This window comes from Variovorax sp. 01N425, assembly GCF_056399465.1.
This window is the reverse complement of sequence record NZ_JBFTRJ010000001.1, coordinates 504,357-523,775: the sequence shown is the minus strand read 5'-3', so window position 1 is coordinate 523,775 and position 19,419 is coordinate 504,357. Positions and strand designations below refer to the sequence as shown.

Sequence of the window (19,419 nt, the reverse complement as noted above, 5' to 3'; positions counted from 1 at the left end):
TTCTTGTTCGCCGGGCCGCTAGCGCGCCACGCCCAGCAAGCGTTCGAGCACTTGAGGCTGGCTGCGCAATGCCGCGGCACTGTCGGCATGCACGATGGTCCCGTGGTCGAGCACCACGGCGTGGTCGGAAATCGCGAGGATCGCCTGCGGATGCTGCTCCACGATGATCGCGGCCAGCCCCTCGTCCTGCGTGATGCGGCGGATGGCGCGCAGCAGCTCTTCCACGATGATCGGCGCCAGCCCTTCGAGCGGCTCGTCGAGCAGCAGCAGCTTCGGGTTGAGCACCAGCGCGCGGCCCACGGCCAGCATCTGCTGCTCGCCGCCCGACAGCTGCGTGCCCAGGTTGGTCTTGCGCTCGGCCAGGCGCGGGAACATCTCGTAGACGCGCTGCGGGTTCCACTTGCCGGGCCGCTCGACCGCCGTGAGGTTCTCGTGCACCGTGAGCGACTTGAAGATGTTGCGCTCCTGCGGCACCCAGCCGATGCCGCCCGCCGCGCGCTGGTGCGGCGCCAGCTTGTGCAGCGCCAGTCCAGCCAGCGAGATGCTCCCGCCGTGCTGCCGCGTCGCACCCGCCAGCGTGTTGATCAGCGTGGTCTTGCCCGTGCCGTTGCGGCCCAGCAGCGCCAGCGTCTGGCCTTCGCCGAGCGCGAAGGCCACGTCGTGCAGCACCACGGCCTCGCCGTAGCCGGCGCTCAGGTTCTCGATGCGCAGCAGTTCAGACATGAACGGCATCTCCATGGCCCAGGTAGACCTCTTTCACCTTCGGATCGTTGGCGATGGTTTCGGGGTCGCCTTCCGTCAGCAAGGTGCCGTTGACCAGCACCGTCATGCGGTCGGCAAAGCTGAACACCAGGTCCATGTCGTGCTCGATCAAGAGCACCGACACGTCGGCCGGCAATGCGGCCACCGTCTGCAGCAGCTCCTCGCGCTCGCCGGCGGGAACGCCCGCCACCGGTTCGTCGAGCAGCAGCACGCGCGGCTCGCAGGCCAGCGCAATCGCAATCTCGAGCAGGCGTCGCTTGCCGTAGGCCATGAACTTCGTCTGCTGCTGCGCCACGTCGCCGAGGTGGAACTGCTCGAGCAGCTGCGCCGCGCGCTCCGTCACGGCCTTGCTGGACCCCAGCGGGCGCCACCATTGCGAGGCGATGCCCTGGTGCTGCGAGACCACGAGCGCCAGTGTTTCGAGCGGCGTCATCGAGTCGAACAGCTGGTTGATCTGGAAGGTGCGCACCAGGCCGCGCGCCACGCGCTTGTGCGGCGCGAGCGTGGTGATGTCTTCGCCGAGCAGCGAGATGCGGCCTTCGGTGGGCACGAGCACGCCCGTCAGCAGGTTGATGAGCGTGGTCTTGCCGGCACCGTTGGGGCCGATCAGCGCATGGCGCGCGCCGCGCTTGAGCTCCATCGTGACGTTGTTGGTGGCCGTGATGCCGCCGAAGCGCATCACCAGGCCCTGTGTCGAAAGCACGGTCTCGGTCATGCCGCGCCTCCCTTCTTCCTCTTGCCCAGCCAGGTCCACGGCTTGAGCACGCGGTCGCGCCCCACGAGCACCAGCAGCACCAGCAAGAGGCCGATCCAGAACATCCAGTACTGCGGCGTCACGGCCGAGAGCCAGTTCTGCAGCAGCTTGAAGACGATGGCGCCCGCCACGCCGCCATAGAGCCAGCCCACGCCGCCGATCACCAGCATCAGCAGCACGTCGGCCGAGCGGTCGAAGGCCAGCACGTCGAGCGAGGCAAAGCCCGTGGTCTGCGCGAGCAGCGCGCCCGCGGCACCGGCAATGCCGGCGGCCACGGTGTAGATGACGACGACCCGCGACACCACCGGAATGCCGATGGCCATGGCGCGCAGCCGGTTGTCGCGGATGGCCTTCAGCGTGGCGCCGAAGGGCGAATGCACGATGCGGCGCATCGCGAGGAACAGCAGCAGCATCACCGTCAGCGAATACCAGGCCGCCGTGCGGCCGTAGAGGTCGAACGCGAACAGGCCGAGCACCGGCCCCATCACCACGCCCTGCAGGCCGTCGGCACCGCCCGTGAGCCAGTCGAGCTTGTTGGCGAGTTCGAGCAGGAGCAGCGCAGTGCCCAGCGTCACCATCAGCCGCGTGAGGTCGCTGCCGCGCAGGATCGTGACGCTGGCGATCAGGCCGAGCATGGCCGAGAGCACGGCGGCCACCACCAGCCCCACGGTCGGGTCGGGCATCACGAGCTTGGCGAACAGCGCCGCGGCGTAGGCGCCAAAGCCGAAGAAGGCGGCATGCCCGAGTGACACGATGCCGGTGTAGCCGAGGATCAGGTCGAGCGACATCGCGAACAGCGCGACGATGGCGATCTCGTTGACCAGCAGCGAATGCGAGGGCATGAGGAACGGCAGCGCAAAGGCCACGGCCCAGGCCACGAATTCGAGCGGGCGCCAGCGCGCCTTGCGCAGCAGGGCCGATTGGTACGTTGAAGGCTCGTTCATTCAACGGCCTCCCTTGCGCGTGAACAGGCCCTGCGGCCGCCACATCAGGATCAGGATCATGAGCAGATAGACGGTGAACGCACCCATCTTCGGAATGAAGTACTTGCCCGCCACGTCGGCAATGCCGAGCAGCAGTGCGGCCGCGAGCGGCCCGGTGATCGACGAGGTGCCGCCGACGGACACCACGATCAGGAAATAGATCATGTACTTGAGCGGAAAGGTGGGGTCGAGCCCAAGGATCTCGGCGCCCAGCGCGCCGCCCAGCCCCGCGAGCCCCGAGCCGACCGCGAAGGTCAGCAGAAACACGATGTTGACGTTGATGCCCAGCCCTGCCGCCACGCGCGGATCGTCGACGGCGGCGCGCAGCCGGCTGCCGAAGCGCGTCTTCGACAAGATGAGCTGGAGCACCACCGTGAGCACGGCGCACACCGCGATGATGAAAAGCCGGTAGTGCCCCATGCCGAGCAGCAGTGCGCCGTCGCCGACTTCGGTGCGCCCGCGCAGCCATTCGGGCAGCTGGATGTTCTGCTGCGACGAACCGACAAAGTAGTCGACCGCCGCCACCGCCATGAACGCGAGGCCGATGGAAAACAGCACCTGGTCGAGGTGCGGCTTGCCGTACATCGGCCGGTAGAGCGTGCGCTCGAGCAGCGCCCCGGCCAGTGCCACCACGATGAAAGCGAGCGGCAGGCAGGCCAGAAACGGCACGCCCAGCTTCTGCATCGCAAACACCGTGAGGTACCCGCCCGCCATGGCAAAGGCGCCATGCGCCAGGTTGATGAAGTTCATCAGCCCGAGCGTCACGGCCAGCCCCACGGCGAGCACGAAGAGCAGCATGCCGTAGGCGATGCCGTCGAAAAGAATGGTCAACATGTCAAATCTCTTGCCGCGTGATGGTGTGGCTCTCGTTTCGGATGCTTTTGTTCGGGGCGCGTGCACAGGCCACCGGGTACTCCCCTCCGCGAATGTCCCCCGCCTTCGGCTCCTCCTTTATTTCGCTGCGGGGAGCACCCGATGCCCTGTGCACTGGACACGCTGCTGGTGTATCGCTGATCAACGACTGCTCCGCATCACGCTCCCGTCGATGGGGTGCCTTGCGCAGCGAAATCAAGGAGGAGGCCGCAGGCCGGGGGACATTCGCTTCGCCGCGTACCCCGTCGGCGGGAGCGAGCCCTGAACAGCAGCGCCCCCGAACGAAACACCTGGGCACCAAATTACTTCGCCTTGCCCGGATCCTTCACACCCTTGATCACATCGAACTCGACGTTGTAGAGCTGGCCGTCCTTCTTCTCGACCTTGCGCAGGTACACGTCCTGCACGATGTCGCGCGTCTGCGCGTCGATGTAGACCGGCCCGCGCGGGCTCTCGAAGATCTGGCCCTTCATGGCGGCCAAGAGCGCGTCGCCGCCGCCCTGCCCCTTGGTGGCCTTGAGCGCCTCGTAGATCACGCGCATGCCGTCATAGCCGCCCACGGCCATGAAGTTGGGGCGCATCTTCGGGTTGGCCTTCTGGAAGGCCTCGACGAACTTCTTGTTGGCAGGCGACGGATGCGCGGCCGAATAGTGGTGCGAGGTGACCACGCCCAGCGCGCCGTCGCCCATGTCGTTGAGCTGGTCGTCGTCGGTCACGTCGCCGGTGGCGATCATGCGGATGCCGGCCTTGTCCATGCCGCGCTCGAGAAACTGCTTCATCACGGCCGCGCCGGCGCCCGAGGGCACGAAGACGAACAGCGCATCGGGCTTGGCGTCGCGCACCTTCTGCAGGAACGGTGCGAAGTCGGGGTTGCGCAGCGGCACGCGCAGCTTCTCGATCACCTTGCCGCCGTTGAGCTGGAAGCGCTCGGTAAAAAACTTCTCGGCGTCGTTGCCCGGGCCGTAGTCGGCCACCAGCGTGACCACCGTCTTCACGCCGTTCTTGGGTGCCCAGTCGCCCATCGCCACCGACACCTGCGGCAGCGTGAAGCTCGAACGCACGATGTAGGGCGAGGCCTCGGTGATGCTCGACGTGGCCGCGGCCATCACCACCTGCGGCGTCTTCGATTGCGTGGCCAGCGGCGCGGCGGCCAGCGCGGCCGGCGTGACGCCGAAGCCCGCGATCACGTTCACCTTGTCGTTGACGATGAGTTCCTGCGCGAGGCGCTTGGTGACGTCGGGCGTGGCCACGTCGTCCTTGACGATCAGTTCGATCTTCTTGCCCGCCACGGTGTCGCCGTTCTGCGCCATGTACAGCCGGGCCGCCGCTTCGATCTGCCGGCCGGTGGAGGCCTGCTGCCCCGTCATCGGCAGGATCAGGCCGATCTTGAACTTGTTGCTGTCCTGCGCAGTGGCAAGCGACATGGAAAGCGCAAGCGCCGTGAGGCCTGCGGTCTGGATGAGATGGCGTCTTTGCATGAAGTTTTCCTTGGGGGGCGGATGCGAACGGGGAGCTATTTTTCAATACTTTGCAACATGCGGCGGAGCAGGCAATCACCTACTCCACCGCCGGGGCGCGCCTTTGTTGCGCGATGAACAAATGAACTGCGCGATGATCGCGCAGCGCAGCGGACTGCGTGCATGCATCCATTGCTCAGCCGCGGCGGCGGATCAGCTGCACGCCGGGCAGCGGGCGCTGTTCGGCGGTGGTCGCGCCATGCAGCGCCTCGCGCAGGTTGCGCCGCGCGATGCGGCTGTGCTCGCGCATCAGCGCCTCGGCACGCGAGCCTTCGCCGGCCTCGATGGCATCGAGCACCTGCAGGTGCTGGTCCTGCGCGATCACGAGCATGTCGCGCGCCGCGGGCGAATTGGCCTGCACGATGACAAAGCCCGAGGGCGACGCGAACGGCAGGTTGACCACGCGTTCGAGCTGCTGCGCAATGACCGGGCTGGCCGCCATCTCGCACAGCAGCGAATGGAACTTCTCGTTGTGCGTGACGTACCGCGAGAAGGCCGCGTCGTCGAGCGCGGGCTCGCGCAGCAGTTCGTCGATGCGTGCCAGGCAGGCGCGCGCCTCGCGCAGCACCACCGGCGCCGCGCCGCGTTCGGCCGCGAGCCGCGCCACCAGGCCTTCGAGCGTGCCGCGCAGCTCGATCGCATCGGCCACGTCGCGTTCGGAAAAAGTGCGCACCGCATAGCCGCCGTTGGGCAGCGCCTCGAGCAGGCCTTCCTGTTCGAGCCGCATGAGGGCGCTGCGCACCGGCGTGCGCGAGACGCCGAGCTGCTCGGAGATGGCCACCTCGGCAATGCGCGCACCGCCGGGCAGCTCGCCGGCCAGGATCATCTCGCGCAGCCGCAGCTGTGCCTTCACGGCCTGCGAGCCGCCGCCGTCCGCGGGTTCGACGGGTGATGCAGCTGCGGCTTTCATGCGGTTGCGGGTGTTCTCATGAATACTGAATGTATACAAATCTCACGAGACTTTCGCTGATGAAGCCCCGTATTGCGGGTAAACACCAAGCCCGTTGTACACACCAATGTCCGTTCCTGAGGCGATACGATGTCCATCGTTTTTCAGCCACGACGGAGATCACCATGTCCCAGCACGCCGCCCTGCCCGCCCGCTACGACCACGTCGGCAGTTTCCTGCGCCCCAAATACCTGCTCGAAGCACGCGAGCAAAAGGCCAAGGGCGAGATCACGCCCGAGCAGCTGCGCAAGGTCGAAGACAAGGCCATCACCGAGATCGTCCGGTTCCAGGAAGACATTGGCCTCAAGAGCATCACCGACGGCGAATTCCGCCGCACCTACTTCCACATCGATTTCCTCGACCAGCTCGGCGGCGTGAAGACCGACATTCCAGTCACCATCCGCAAGCCCGACGGCACCGAGGAACTCGCGCCGCCCGCGATGCGCGTGCTCGACAAGGTGCGCCACATCAAGGACATCCAGCTCGCCGACTTCCAGTACCTCAAGAGCCAGGTCTCGGCCGGCCGCACGCCCAAGGTGACGATTCCTTCGCCGACGATGCTGCACTTCCGCGGCGGCCGCGCCGGCATCAGCAAGGAGGCCTACCCCGAGCTCGACCCGGTGTTCTACGACGACGTCGCCAAGGCCTACGGCGACGAACTGCGCTCGCTCGCGGCCGCAGGCTGCACCTACGTGCAGATGGACGACACCAACCTGGCCTACCTGTGCGACGAGCACATGCGCGAAGCCGCCCGCAAGCGCGGCGACGATCCCAACGAGCTGCCGCACCGCTACGCCGCCTTCATCAACAAGGTGGTGGCACAGAAGCCGCCGGGCATGCTGCTGGCCATGCACCTGTGCCGCGGCAACTTCAAGAGCACCCACGCCGCGGCCGGCAACTACGAGCCGGTGGCCGAGGCGCTGCTGAAGGAAATGGACCTCGACGCCTACTTCATGGAATACGACGACGCGCGCTCGGGCGACTTCAAGCCGCTGCGCTACCTGCCCAAGGGCAAGACGGTGGTGCTGGGCCTCGTGACCACCAAGTTCGGCGAGATGGAAGACAAGGACGAGCTCAAGCGCCGCATCGAGGATGCCGCCAAGTACGCGCCGCTCGAGCAGCTCGCGCTGTCGCCGCAGTGCGGCTTCTCGAGCACGGTGCACGGCAACAACATCGCGGTGGAAGCGCAGCGCGCCAAGCTGCGCCTCGTGGTCGAGACCGCGCAGGAGGTCTGGGGCTCGACCTGAAGCGCCTTTCATGGTGAAGTCGGGGGCATGAAGACCCAGATCTATTCCGCCCCCCTCAGCATGTTCGGCGCCAAGGTGCAGATCGCCGCGCTCGAAAAAGGCGTCGATTTCGAACTGGTGATGGTGCCCTTCACCAAGGACGACACCTACGAGCCCAAGCACCCCGAGGTGCTGCGCGTCAATCCCGTGAAGCAGCAGGTGCCGATCCTGATCGACGGCGATGTCGAGCTGTTCGATTCGACCCAGATCTTCGAGTACCTCGAAGACCGGTATCCGAGTCCTGCGCTGTGGCCCCGCGGCATTGCCGAGCGGGCCCGCGCGCGGCAGCTCGAGCAGAAGTCGGACGAGGTGTTCTTCCCCAACGTGATCCGGCTCTTCGGCCTGCAGCACGACATGCAGAGCGCGCCCGCCGTGGCGGCCTGCGCCGCCTGCGCGCGCTACTACGAGGAAATGGAAGGCCTGCTGGCCACGCGCGAATACCTCGCTGGCCCCTACTCCTTCGCCGACATCGCCTTCTACATGGCGCATGTGTTCGCCGACCGCAAGGGCGCCGGCATGACCGGTGCCACGCCGCGGCTCGTGGCCTGGCGCGGCCGCGTGGGCGAGCGGCCCGCAGTGCGCGCGGCGGTCGATCCGATGATGCGCTTCCTGGCCTCCGAGGGTCGCGGTGTGCCGGCCTTCCTGCAACGCTGAGCGGCGCGGACCCGTCCTCGGGCATCATCGCCACATGCCGAATTCCATATTCGACTGGCTCCCCTCCCCGTCCCAGCATTTTCTCGTCGTCACCTTTGCGCTGCTGGTCTATGTGCTGACCACGCGCGCGCGCCGCGAGCAGCGCGCCCCCACCACGGCCATTGCCTGGGTCATGGGGCTGGTGCTGATGCCCTACATCATCCTGCCGATGTACCTGCTGTTCGGCCAGCGCAAGCTGCGACCCGCGGGCTCGCCGCGGCCGGCGCGCACGGCCGCGCGCGGGCACTGGGCGGCCGACCTCATCGAGAGCTTCGGCCTGGCGCCGCCCGGGCGCTGCGAGATCCGGCTGCATGCCGACGGCGACGCCGCGCGCGAGGCGCTGTGGCAGGTGATCGACGGCGCGCGCGAGCGCATCGACGTGTGCACCTTCATCATCGGCGACGACGCGCTGGGCCATGCCGTGATCGAACGGCTGGCGCTGCGCGCGCGCGAAGGCATCAAGGTGCGCGTGCTGCTCGACGGCTTCGGCGCGCTGACCCTGCCGCGCCGCCACATGCGCCTGCTGCGCGCGGCCGGCGGCGAGATCGCCGTGTTCCGCCCCTTCTTCAGCCTGCGCCGCATCGGGCCGCGCAACCTGCGCAACCACCGCAAGTTCACCATTGCCGACGACGGCTGGCTGTGGTCGGGCGGGCGCAACCTCGCGAGCGAATACTTCGCCGGCAACGACGCGCAACCCGACGCCTGGCGCGACCTTTCGTTCGACCTGCGCGGCAGCGTGGCCGCCGCGGCGGCGCGCCAGTTCGACCACGACTGGAGCTCGGTGCGCGGGCGCAAGGCGCGCGCCATCACGGCCGACGACGTGGCGGAAAGCGCAGGCAGCGCCATGGCCCAGTTCCTTCCGAGCGGCCCCGACCAGACCGAGGACACCGCCCACGCACTGCTGATCGACGCCTGCTTTCGCGCCGAGCACCGCGTGCTCGCCGTCACGCCCTACTTCGTGCCCGGCGACGGGCTGCGCGATGCGCTGCGGCTGGCCGCGCGGCGCGGCGTGCAGGTGACCATCGCCATGCCTGCGCGATCGAACCACCGCCTGGCGGACTTCGTGCGCGCACGGGCCATGCGCGACCTGGCGCGCGCCGGCGTGAGCTTTCGCATGCTGCCGTTCATGGCCCACGCCAAGGCCGTGGTGGTCGACGACGAACTGGCCATGTGCGGCTCCATCAACCTCGACCTGCGCAGCCTGCTGCTCAACCACGAGGCCGCCGTGGTGTTCTACGGCCCGCGCGAGATCGACTGGCTGGCCGAATGGATCGACACCATCGCCTCCGCCGGCGAGCCCTACCGCGCGCGGCGGCCGGGCCTGGTGCGCGACGTGGCCGAGGGGCTGCTGCTCACCGTCGCCTTCCAGCTTTAACGGGCGCCGCCTCCTTCGCGATGGCGTCGAGGCCCGCGAACACGTAGCGCATCAGGTCGTCCGCGAGGCCCTCGGCATCCTTCAGCGCCGGCAGCACCTTGCTCGCCAGGTCCTTGGGTGCCACCGTCATCACGATGCAGGGCAGCACCGCGAACAGCAGGCCACGCTGCACCGAGGGATGGTCCTCGGGCAGGCCCATGATGCCGCCGATCAGGCCGCGGATCAGCCGGGCCTTGGGCAGCACCGCCTGGCGGATCAGCGCGGGCAGCGCCGGAGACGGCGACAGCGCCTCGCGCAGCACCACGCGAAAGCCCCAGGGTGCCTTGGGCTGGCTGCCCATCTCGACCAGGTGCGTGAGGAAGGCGCGCAACTTGAGCCGCGGATCGCCGGCCTCGCTGGCCAGGCTGATCAGCTCGTCCATGCTCACGAGCTGGCGGTGCGCCTCGATCAGCACGGCCTCGTAGAGCCCGTCCCGGCTGCCGAAGTGGTAGTTGACCGCCGCCATGTTGGTGCCGGCGCGCGTGCAGATTTCCTTGCTGGTGCTCTCGGCGAAGCCGCGCTCGGCGAACAGTTGGCCCGCGGTTTCGAGGATGTGCAGGCGCGTGGTGCTGCCGTCGGTGCGCTGGGTGCGCGACGCGCCCTCGCGCGCGGCGGGGGAGCGGGTGGTGGAAGAGCGTGTCGCCATGCGCCAAGGTTAATCGAACTGAAAAAATACTTCAAATTCAAATTTCAATTTGATAACATCCGGCCGTTATCCGACCCGGAAACCGGCAGGAGCCCGCCCATGAACAAGAAACCCCTCATTGCCGCGGCCGCCGTGGCGCTGGCCGCCGCGGCCGGCGGCTGGTGGTACTTCAGCCGCTCGGCCACGCCCTCCGACCAGCTCGTGCTGTACGGCAACGTCGACGTGCGCCAGGTCTCGCTCGCCTTCAATGCCAACGAGCGCGTGGCGGAGCTCACGGTGCGCGAAGGCGACCACGTGCGGGCCGGGCAGGTGCTGGGCCGGCTCGACACGCGCTCGCTGGTGCTGCGCGTGGCGCAGGCGCAGGCGCGCATCGGCGTGCAGGAGCAGGCGCTGCTGCGCCTGAAGACCGGCAGCCGCCCCGAGGAACTGGCGCAGGCCGGCGCCCAGGTGGCCGCGGCGCAAGCCGATGCCGACCTGGCGCAGCAGCAGCTGGCGCGCCTGCAGGCCATCGGCCAGACCACCGCCGGCCGCGCCGTGAGCCAGCAGGACCTCGACAGCGCGCAGGCCCGCCGCAAGGTGGCGCTCGCGCAGCTGGACAACGTGCGCAAGGCGCAGCAGCTCGCGGTGGCCGGCCCGCGCAAGGAAGACATCGCGCAGGCGCAGGCCCAGCTCGAATCCGCGCGCGCCGATCTCGCGCTCATGAACCACCAGCTGGCCGAGGCCGAGCTCAGGTCGCCCATCGACGCCGTGGTGCGCGCCCGCCTGCTCGAGCCCGGCGACATGGCTTCGCCGCAGCGCCCGGCCTTCACGCTGGCCATCACCGATCCCAAGTGGATTCGCGCCTATGTGGCCGAGCCCGACCTCGGCCGCGTGCGGCCCGGCCAGCCGGCCAGTGTGGCCACCGACAGCCAGCCCGGCCAGCCGATCGCGGGCAAGGTGGGCTACATCTCGTCGGTGGCCGAGTTCACGCCCAAGACGGTGCAGACCGAGGAGCTGCGCAGCAGCCTGGTCTACGAGATCCGCGTGATGGTCGACGACAAGGAAGACCGGCTGCGGCTCGGCATGCCAGCCACGGTGCGGCTGCAGCTGTCGTCGACCGGCAAGCCGTGATGACCGATCTCATCGATCGTCCGTGCGCATTGCTCCCTCCCCTTCCGGGGGAGGGCTGGGGTGGGGGCGCCCCCATCCCAACCTTCCCCCGAAAGGGGAAGGAGCAAGACCGCATGCCCGGAGGGAGGTTGAATGCTGCGCGCTGAGCCGGCCGTCAGCGGACGCTCCCTGCACAAGCGCTTCGTGGCCAAGGGCTCGAAGCAGGTGGTGCGCGCGCTCGACGACGTGTCGCTCGAAGTGCCCGCCGGCACGCTCACGGCGCTGGTCGGACCCGACGGTGCCGGCAAGACCACGCTGCTGCGGCTCATGGCGGGCCTGATGCGCGCCGACGAGGGCGAACTGCGCGTGCTCGGCATCGACGTGTCGGCCGATCCGCAGGCAGTGCAGGACCGCATCAGCTACATGCCGCAGCGCTTCGGCCTCTACGACGACCTCAGCGTGCAGGAGAACCTCGACCTCTACGCCGACCTGCATGGCGTCTCCGCGGACAAGCGCCGCGAGCGCTATGCGCGGCTGATGGAAATGACCGACCTCGGCCGCTTCACCGATCGGCCCGCGGGCAAGCTCTCGGGCGGCATGAAGCAGAAGCTCGGCCTGGCCTGCACGCTGGTGCGCTCGCCCGACCTGCTGCTGCTCGACGAGCCCACCGTGGGCGTCGATCCGCTCTCGCGGCGCGAGCTCTGGCAGATCGTGCAGCAGCTGGTCGGCGAGGAAAAGCTTTCGGTGATCGTGAGCACCGCCTACCTCGACGAGGCCGAGCGCTGCAGCCACGTGTTCGTGCTGCAGGAGGGCCGGCTGATCGCAGAGGGCACGCCGGACGAGATCCGCGGCCATGCCGAGGGCACCTGCTTCGTCGCTGCGCCGCCCGAGGGCGAGGCGCCGCGCCTGATGCAGGCGCGCCTGCTCGATGCGCGGCAGCAGATCGTCGATGCCGTGCCGCAGGGCGGCGAAGTGCACTTCATCCGCCGCCCGGACGCGGACGACGCGGCGCTCGAAAAGCTGCTGGCCGGCGCGCGCGCCGAACCCGTGCCGCCGCGGCTCGAGGACGGCTTCATGACACTGCTGCGCACGCGGCAGGCCAGCGACACGAACATTGCCCCATCGGCGGCGAGCGAAGGCCTTGCGCCGGCCGAGGGTGAACCCGGCGAAGTGGTCATCGAGGTGAAGGACCTGGTGCGCCGCTTCGGCGACTTCGTGGCCGTGGCCAGCACCAGCTTCTCGGTGCGGCGCGGCGAGATCTTCGGCCTGCTGGGGCCCAACGGCGCGGGCAAGACCACCACCTTCCGCATGCTCTGCGGCCTCCTGCCCGCAAGCGGCGGTCAGCTGCGCGTGGCCGGCGTCGACCTGCGCCATGCGCGCGCGCAGGCGCGCCAGCGCATCGGCTATGTCTCGCAGAAGTTCGCGCTCTACGGCAATCTCACGGTGCGCGAGAACCTCTCGTTCTTCGGCGGCGCCTACGGCCTGCGCGGGCAGAAGCTGCAGGGGCGCATGGACACGGTGCTGCGGCAGTTCGACCTCGAGCGCGAACTCGACGCGCCCAGCGGGCAGCTGCCCGGCGGCTACCGGCAGCGCCTGGCCATGGCCACGGGCCTGCTGCACGAGCCCGAGATCCTGTTCCTCGACGAGCCCACCAGCGGCGCCGATCCGCTCGCGCGGCGCGAGTTCTGGCGCCGCATCACGGCGCTGGCCGAAGGCGGCACCACCGTCGTCATCACGACCCACTTCATGGAAGAGGCCGAGTACTGCGACCGCATCGTGATCCAGGACGCCGGCAAGGTGCTGGCCATCGGCACGCCGCGCGAGGTGCGCGCGCAGGCGCAGGACGGCGCAGACGGCGGAAGGCGCATCGACATGGAGCAGGCCTTCATCGGCATCGTCGAGAAGGCGCGGCAGGAAGAAAGGAGACAGCCATGAGCGGCTTCGGCACCCGGCTCGTCTCGCTCACGCGCAAGGAATTTCGCCAGCTGCTGCGCGACCGCAGCAACCTGGCCATCGGCATCCTGCTGCCCATGGTGCTGATCCTGATCTTCGGCTATGGCATGTCGCTCGACGTGAAGAACGCGCCGGTGGCCGTGGTGCTCGAAGATTCCTCGCCGATGGCGCACGAGGCCATTGCCGGCCTGCAGCTCTCGCCCACCATCGCACCCGTGCTGCTGGGCTCGATGCGCGACGCCGAGGCCCTGATGCGCGAGCGCAAGGTCGACGGCATCGTGCGCGTGCCCGCCGACTTCTCGCGCGCGCTGGCCGCGGGCGATGCGCGCGTGCAGCTCATCGTGCATGGCGCCGACGCGGGGCGCGCCACCATCATCCAGGCCTATGTGAGCAGCGCGCTGGCGCAAGCGGCCCTGCGCCAGGCCGACCGCGGCGGCGCGGCCGGTGCGGCCGCGCCTTCGGCGGGCCGCGTGACGGTGGAGCAGCGCATGTGGTTCAACGCCGCGAACACCAGCACCTGGTACCTGGTGCCCGGGCTCATCGTGCTCATCATGACGCTGATCGGCGCCTTTCTCACCGCGCTGGTGATGGCCCGCGAATGGGAGCGCGGCACGCTCGAGGCGCTGTTCGTCACGCCGGTGCGGCCGGTGGAAATACTGCTGGCCAAGATCATTCCGTATTTCGCGGTCGGCATGCTGGGCCTGGCGCTGTGCCTCCTGGCCGCGCGCTTCCTGTTCGCGGTGCCGATGGTCGGCTCGCTGTTCGCGGTGGTGCTCAGCTCGATGCTCTACCTGATCGTGGCGGTGAGCCTGGGGCTGGTGATCTCGTCGGTCACGCGCAACCAGTTTCTCGCGAGCCAGGTGGCGCTGATCGCCACCTTCATGCCTTCGATGATGCTGTCGGGCTTCCTGTTCGACCTGCGCAACGTGCCCACCGCCGTGCGCGTGATCGGCCACCTGCTGCCGGCCACCTACTTCATGGACCTGATCAAGACGCTGTTCCTCGCGGGCGACGTCTGGCCGCTGATCTGGCGCAACTGCGCGGTCCTCGTGGCCTATGCCGTGGGCCTGCTGCTGCTGGCCCGCATGGTCACGCGCAAGAGCCTGGACTGAAGGGGAGCATTCCATGATCGACTTCCTGCTGCGCATTGCCAACCTCTGCAAGAAGGAGCTGCTCGCCATCTTCAAGGACCCGGCGAGCCGCGTGATCCTGTTCGTTCCCGCCATCATGCAGAGCCTCATCTTCGGCTACGCCGCCACCTACGATCTCTCGAACGTGCCCTATGCGCTGCTCGACCAGAGCCGCACGGGCGCCTCGACCGAGCTCATTGCGCACCTGGACAGCACCGGCGTCTTCCATCGCGTGGCCACGCTGCGCACGCAGGCCGACATCCGCGAGGTGATCGATACCGAGAAGGCGCTGCTGGTGATCCAGATCGCGCCCAACTTCGAACAGCAGCTCGGCGCGGGCCAGCCCGCGGCCATCCAGCTGATCCTCGATGCGCGCAACTCCAACACCGCGGGCTCCGCGGCCGGCTACGTGGGCGCGGTGGTCGAGCGCTACAACGCCGAGCTGCGCACGCGCGCCGGCGCGCCGCCGGCTCCGCTCACCATCGAATCGCGCGCCTGGTTCAACCCGAACCTCCAAACGCGGTGGAACCTGCTGCCCGGCCTGATTGCCGCGCTCAGCATGCTGCAGACGCTGCTGCTCACCGCGCTCTCGGTGGCGCGGGAGCGCGAGCAAGGCACCTTCGACCAATTGCTGGTCACGCCGATGTCGCCGCTCGAGATCATGATCGGCAAGGCGCTGCCGCCGGTGCTGGTGGGCCTTGCGCAGTCGACGTTGATCCTGCTGGTCGCGCTGTTCTGGTTCGGCATTCCGATGGCGGGCTCGCTCATCACGCTCTACACCGGGCTGGTCTTCTTCACGGTGGCCAGCGTGGGCATCGGCCTGTCGATCTCGGCGGTGTCGGCCAACATGCAGCAGGCCATGCTCTACACCTTCGTCCTGCTGATGCCGATGATGCTGCTCTCCGGGCTGACCACACCCGTGCGCAACATGCCGCACGTGCTGCAGCTGATCACCATGGCCAACCCGCTGCGCTTCGCGATCGACCTGGTGCAGCGCGTCTACCTGGAAGGCGTGGGCCTGGCCACGGTGTGGCACAACCTGATTCCGCTGTCGATCATCGCCATCGTCACACTGCCGCTGGCGGCCTGGCTGTTTCGCCATCGTCTGGTCTAGGGAGCACTCCATGTCCGCATCGCGCACCCTCTTCTCCTGTTCCGCGCTCGCGCTCCTTCTTGCAGGCTGCGCCGTGGGGCCCGACCACCGGCCCGCGCAGCCGCAGGCGCCGGCCGACTGGTCCGCATGGCACGGCGGCTCGGCGGCGCTGCTCGGCGCCGAGCGCAAGGCCGCGCCCACAGCCGCCGCATCCGGCGACTGGAAGGCCTTCGGCGATCCGCTGCTCGACCAGTTGCAAGCCCGCGCCCTGGCCGCCAACCACGACCTGCAGACCGCGGCCCTGCACTTCGCGCAAAGCCGCGTGCAGCGCACCGCGGCCGCGGCGCAGCAGGCGCCACAGCTCAATGCCAGCGCCAGCGTGAACCGGCAGCGCCAGAGCGAGAGCGGCGCCGCCACGCGGATGATCGATGCGCTGGGCTCGTCGGTCGCCAACCGCGACCAGCTGATCCGCACGCTCAGCGAGCCCTACAACCTTTACCAGGCCGGCTTCGACGCCTCCTGGGAAATCGACCTCTGGGGCCGCGTGCGGCGCAGCATCGAGGCCGCCGATGCGGATGCCGGCGCATCGGCCGCGCTGCTGCAGCAGGCGCAGCTCAGCGTGCAGGCCGAGGTGGCGCGCAGCTACTTCGAACTGCGCGGCGCGCAGCGCGAACTGCGCGTGGCGAACGCCGACATCGCGGCCGCAGCCGAATCGCTCGAGCTGGTGCAGGCGCGTGCCGATGGCGGCCTGGTCACCGACCTGGACCCGACGCGCCAGCGCACGCAGCTGGCCGAACTCAAGGCGCGCATCCCCATGCTGCTGCAGCAGGAGGCGCAGGCCATGAACCAGATCACGCTGCTGACCGGCGCAGCGCCGGGCGCGCTGAACGCCGAACTCGCGCCAGCTTCCGATGGCGCGGGCAACCCGCTCGAAGCGCTGCAGGCACCGCCGCTGCCCGAGCTTGCGCTGGGCCTGCCCGGCGACGTGGTGCGCCGGCGCCCCGACATCGCCGCCGCCGAAGCCCAGCTGCATGCCGCCACCGCGCGCATCGGCGTGGCGGTGGCCGACCTCTATCCGCGCGTCACGCTCGGTGCGGGCTTCGGCTACGAATCGGCCGGCAGCGAGCGTTTTGGCGAATGGGGCAGCCGCCAATGGCACGTCGGTCCTTCCATCAGCCTGCCGATCTTCGACAACGACCGGCGCCGCAGCACGGTGAACCTGCGCGAGCTGCAGCAGCAGGAAGCCGCGGTGGCCTTCCAGCAGGCCGTGCTCAAGGCATGGCACGAGATCGATTCGGCGCTCAGCGCCTACGCCGCCGAGCGCCAGCGCCATGCCGAGCTGGCCGAGCGCGAGCGCAGCAGCCGCGATGCACTCACGCTCGCACACGCGCGCTATGCGAACGGACTCACGGATTTCGGCGTCGAACTCGACGCGCGCCGCGCACTGCTGCAGGCGCGGCGCGACCAGGTGCAGAGCACGAGCCGCATGGCGGTGGGCATGGTGGCGGTCTACAAGGCGCTCGGCGGCGGCATTCCCGCGGCGCCCGGCACTCCAGGCTAGAAGGTGTTGGTGAAGCTCGCATTGCCGAGCCCGGTGCCGATCGTCAGCACGCCCCAGTGGGTCACGTCGCGCATGAAGGGCAGTTCGCTCAGCCCCTGCACCACCGCGTCGTTGTGCATCAGGATCAGCGTGGGGCCGGAGCCGATCATCGGCATGCGCCGCCACAGCGCGCTCGGCAGGTGGAACGCGCGGCTTTCCCAATCGCCCGGCAGGTTCTGCGTGCCGCGCTCGATCGAACCGTCCTTGCGGATCAGCCCGGGGCAGGCAATGCCGATGAAGGGCGCCAGGCGGATGTGCTTGCGCTCGCAGTAGCGCACCATGTCCTCGAGCATGGCCGCGATGCGCTCGACCATGCCGGTGCGGTTCGGGTCGTCGTCCGCATGCCGCCATTTCTCCCGCCGCACCACCTTGGCAAGCGACAGGTCGCGTGCCTTGCGCCGGCGCGTCTTCACGATGCCGCAGCGCACGTTGGTGCCGCCGATGTCCACCGCCAGGATGGCGTCGTGCTTCTTGAGCATGGCCGGCGGTGCCAGGTGCACCCAGCCGATCAGGCCGCCGTCGTCGACCTCGTGCGACAGGCGCCCGAGCTGGACGTGAACGCCCAGCTCCTCGAGGATGGCGGCGGTCTGCAGGATGGCGCGCTCGCCCACGTCGCTTTCGGTGAAGCCGCCGCCCACCACGATGCGCTCCACCTTCTTCCATGAGGGCTGGCGCGTGAAGCGCTGGATCACGAGGGCCAGTTCCTCGGCGAACTCCTCGATGGCGCCGTGCATCAGGTCGCCGGCCGCCGAGGTCTTCAGCAGCACGCGGTCGAGCTGCTTCTTGCTGAGGTCGCGCGAGTGTTCCCTGCCCAATGGATCGGTGCCCGTCTTGCGGCGGCGCTTGCGCCAGCGCTCGAGCAGTTCCCTGAAGGCCGTCTGGCTGGCCTGGTCGCCCACGAAGCCGTCCTTGTCGCGCAACTGCAGGCTGTAGCCCTCGACCCGAAGGCCCGGGAGTTCGCGCAGGCCGTGAACGTCGGGGCCGGGCAGGAGATGGGTTTTCTTCTTCATGGCGGCCACTATGGGCGCGGCTGCATCTACGAAGCATCGGTAGCCCGCACCAGGGTTTGTAGGAGATTGGCGGGTACGCCGAGCGGTTCGATGTCTATACACTGGCCTGCGATGCCACTGCCCCATCACCGCATGCTGCGCGCCGCCTTGTTGTTCCTTGCCATGGCCTGGCTCGGTGCCGCTGCATCGGCGCAGCCCGGCGAGGGCACGCTGCGCGTCGGTTCCAAGCGCTTCACCGAGTCGTACATCCTGGCCGAACTGCTCGCGCAGACCGCGGCGCCCCACACCGCATCGCCGCCGGTGGTGCGCCAGGGCCTCGGCAACACGGCCATCGTGTACGAGGCGCTGCGTTCGGGTGCCATCGATCTCTATGCCGAATACACCGGCACCATCGCGCTCGAAATTCTCAAGGGTTCGCCAGCCGAAACGCGCGAGGCCATGAACGCGGCGCTGGCGCCCATGGGCCTGGGCGTGGCGATTCCGCTGGGCTTCAACGACGGCTATGCACTGGCCGTGCGGGCGGCCGATGCCGAGCGGCTCGGGCTGCGTACGCTGAGCGATCTTGCAAAGCATCCCGAACTCAAGCTCGGCCTGTCGAACGAATTCCTCGGCCGCGCCGACGGCTGGAAGGGCCTGGCCGCGCGCTACGGCTTCACCCAGGCGCCCACCGGCCTCGACCATGGCCTGGCCTACGAAGCCGTGGCCGCGAAGCAGATCGACGCGATCGACATCTACACCACCGACGCCAAGATCGAGCATCTCGGCCTGCGCGTGCTCGAAGACGACAGGAAATACTTTCCGCGCTACGACGCCGTGGTGCTCTACAGGCTCGACCTGCCCACGCGGCTGCCCCAGGCCTGGGCCGCGCTGAAAACGCTCGAAGGCCGCATCGACGAACACGCGATGATCGCGATGAATGCGCGCGCCGAACTCCAGAGCGTGCCCTTCGACACCATTGCGCGCGACTTCCTGGCCGGCGCAGGCCAGGGCGCAAAGACCCAGGAGCCCCGGCGCGGCTTCAGCGCCAAGCTGTTCGGCCCCGATCTCTGGCAGCTCGCGCGGCAGCACCTGGTGCTGGTCGCCGTATCGGTGGGCGTGGCGATCCTGATCGGCGTGCCGCTCGCGATCCTGGTGTTTCCGCATGTGCGGCTGCGCGCGCTGGTGCTCGGCTTCGCGAGCCTGCTGCAGACCGTGCCTTCGCTCGCGCTGCTGGCCGTGCTGATTTCCATGCTCGGTGCGATCGGCGCGCTGCCCGCGCTGATCGCGCTCACGCTCTATTCGCTGCTGCCGATCATGCGCAACACCGTGACGGGCCTGGCCGAAGTGCCGAACGGCCTGCGCCTGGCCGGCACCGCGCTGGGCATGACGCCGCCGCAGAGCCTGCGGCTGGTGCTGCTGCCGCTGGCACTGCCCACGCTGCTGGCGGGCGTGCGAACGGCCACCGCCATTGCCATTGGCACCGCGACCATCGCGGCCTTCATCGGCGCAGGCGGATTCGGCGAGCGCATCGTCACGGGGCTGGCGCTCAACGACCGCGAGCTGCTGCTGGCCGGCGCGCTGCCGGCCGCGGCGCTGGCGTTGCTGAGCGAGGGGATCTTCGAGCTCGTGGAGATGCTGATGCGCCGCCGGCGCCGGGCGCCGCCGCCTTCGCTTCTCCCATGAGGCAT

Annotated in this window: 17 protein-coding genes; 9 read left to right on the top strand and 8 right to left on the bottom strand. The window is 68.8% G+C overall.

The window, feature by feature from the left end:
- Positions 1-18 precede the first annotated feature (18 nt).
- The 6 genes from AC1DSC_RS02535 to AC1DSC_RS02510 all read right to left on the bottom strand — a co-directional run bounded on the left by AC1DSC_RS02535 (position 19) and on the right by AC1DSC_RS02510 (position 5,799).
- Positions 19-723 (bottom strand): ABC transporter ATP-binding protein, encoded by a 705-nt coding sequence (locus tag AC1DSC_RS02535; protein WP_012746893.1) that lies wholly within the window; start codon positions 721-723, stop codon positions 19-21.
- Positions 716-1,477, bottom strand: coding sequence for an ABC transporter ATP-binding protein (locus AC1DSC_RS02530; protein WP_012746892.1), 762 nt, complete (start codon positions 1,475-1,477; stop codon positions 716-718). Before AC1DSC_RS02530 ends, AC1DSC_RS02535 begins: the two co-directional genes overlap by 8 nt.
- Positions 1,474-2,460 carry a branched-chain amino acid ABC transporter permease gene (locus tag AC1DSC_RS02525; RefSeq protein WP_012746891.1) on the bottom strand — a complete coding sequence of 329 codons (987 nt, stop codon included), beginning with the start codon at positions 2,458-2,460 and terminating at the stop codon, positions 1,474-1,476. The genes AC1DSC_RS02530 and AC1DSC_RS02525 overlap by 4 nt, the downstream gene beginning before the upstream one ends.
- Positions 2,461-3,333, bottom strand: coding sequence for a branched-chain amino acid ABC transporter permease (locus AC1DSC_RS02520; RefSeq protein WP_012746890.1), 873 nt, complete (start codon positions 3,331-3,333; stop codon positions 2,461-2,463).
- Between the two features lie 341 nt (positions 3,334-3,674).
- Positions 3,675-4,850, bottom strand: a complete 1,176-nt coding sequence (locus AC1DSC_RS02515) for an ABC transporter substrate-binding protein (protein WP_012746889.1) — start codon at positions 4,848-4,850, stop codon at positions 3,675-3,677.
- 175 nt (positions 4,851-5,025) lie between these two features.
- Positions 5,026-5,799 (bottom strand): GntR family transcriptional regulator, encoded by a 774-nt coding sequence (locus AC1DSC_RS02510; RefSeq protein WP_012746888.1) that lies wholly within the window; start codon positions 5,797-5,799, stop codon positions 5,026-5,028.
- Positions 5,800-5,963: 164 nt separating this feature from the next.
- On the opposite strand from AC1DSC_RS02510, the gene AC1DSC_RS02505 reads away from it, so the two are divergent.
- The 3 genes from AC1DSC_RS02505 to AC1DSC_RS02495 are packed head-to-tail and all read left to right on the top strand — an operon-like array spanning position 5,964 to position 9,192.
- Entirely contained in the window at positions 5,964-7,085 is a 1,122-nt protein-coding gene (locus tag AC1DSC_RS02505; protein ID WP_012746887.1) for a 5-methyltetrahydropteroyltriglutamate--homocysteine S-methyltransferase, read from the top strand.
- A gap of 27 nt (positions 7,086-7,112) precedes the next feature.
- Positions 7,113-7,778 (top strand): glutathione S-transferase family protein, encoded by a 666-nt coding sequence (locus AC1DSC_RS02500; RefSeq protein WP_012746886.1) that lies wholly within the window; start codon positions 7,113-7,115, stop codon positions 7,776-7,778.
- Positions 7,779-7,812: 34 nt separating this feature from the next.
- Positions 7,813-9,192, top strand: a complete 1,380-nt coding sequence (locus AC1DSC_RS02495) for a phospholipase D-like domain-containing protein (RefSeq protein WP_012746885.1) — start codon at positions 7,813-7,815, stop codon at positions 9,190-9,192.
- Here AC1DSC_RS02495 and AC1DSC_RS02490 read toward each other — a convergent pair.
- Positions 9,170-9,877: a TetR/AcrR family transcriptional regulator gene (locus tag AC1DSC_RS02490; RefSeq protein WP_027730624.1), complete on the bottom strand. Its 708-nt coding sequence runs from the start codon at positions 9,875-9,877 to the stop codon at positions 9,170-9,172. The two genes, AC1DSC_RS02495 and AC1DSC_RS02490, sit on opposite strands and share 23 nt — an antisense overlap.
- Positions 9,878-9,976: 99 nt before the next feature.
- Between AC1DSC_RS02490 and AC1DSC_RS02485 the strand changes: the two genes are divergently transcribed.
- The 5 genes from AC1DSC_RS02485 to AC1DSC_RS02465 all read left to right on the top strand — a co-directional run bounded on the left by AC1DSC_RS02485 (position 9,977) and on the right by AC1DSC_RS02465 (position 16,703).
- Positions 9,977-10,987, top strand: coding sequence for an HlyD family secretion protein (locus AC1DSC_RS02485; protein WP_012746883.1), 1,011 nt, complete (start codon positions 9,977-9,979; stop codon positions 10,985-10,987).
- A 132-nt stretch (positions 10,988-11,119) separates the two neighbouring features.
- Positions 11,120-12,901 (top strand): ATP-binding cassette domain-containing protein, encoded by a 1,782-nt coding sequence (locus AC1DSC_RS02480; protein ID WP_012746882.1) that lies wholly within the window; start codon positions 11,120-11,122, stop codon positions 12,899-12,901.
- Positions 12,898-14,031: an ABC transporter permease gene (locus tag AC1DSC_RS02475; RefSeq protein ID WP_012746881.1), complete on the top strand. Its 1,134-nt coding sequence runs from the start codon at positions 12,898-12,900 to the stop codon at positions 14,029-14,031. The genes AC1DSC_RS02480 and AC1DSC_RS02475 overlap by 4 nt, the downstream gene beginning before the upstream one ends.
- A gap of 13 nt (positions 14,032-14,044) precedes the next feature.
- On the top strand, positions 14,045-15,163 hold the full coding sequence (locus tag AC1DSC_RS02470; RefSeq protein ID WP_012746880.1) for an ABC transporter permease: 1,119 nt from the start codon (positions 14,045-14,047) through the stop codon (positions 15,161-15,163).
- A 10-nt stretch (positions 15,164-15,173) separates the two neighbouring features.
- On the top strand, positions 15,174-16,703 hold the full coding sequence (locus tag AC1DSC_RS02465) for an efflux transporter outer membrane subunit (protein ID WP_012746879.1): 1,530 nt from the start codon (positions 15,174-15,176) through the stop codon (positions 16,701-16,703).
- Here AC1DSC_RS02465 and AC1DSC_RS02460 read toward each other — a convergent pair.
- Positions 16,700-17,752 (bottom strand): ROK family protein, encoded by a 1,053-nt coding sequence (locus AC1DSC_RS02460; protein WP_012746878.1) that lies wholly within the window; start codon positions 17,750-17,752, stop codon positions 16,700-16,702. The two genes, AC1DSC_RS02465 and AC1DSC_RS02460, sit on opposite strands and share 4 nt — an antisense overlap.
- A 132-nt stretch (positions 17,753-17,884) precedes the next feature.
- Between AC1DSC_RS02460 and AC1DSC_RS02455 the strand changes: the two genes are divergently transcribed.
- Positions 17,885-19,414 carry an ABC transporter permease/substrate-binding protein gene (locus tag AC1DSC_RS02455; RefSeq protein WP_012746877.1) on the top strand — a complete coding sequence of 510 codons (1,530 nt, stop codon included), beginning with the start codon at positions 17,885-17,887 and terminating at the stop codon, positions 19,412-19,414.
- The last annotated feature ends 5 nt before the right edge of the window (positions 19,415-19,419 follow it).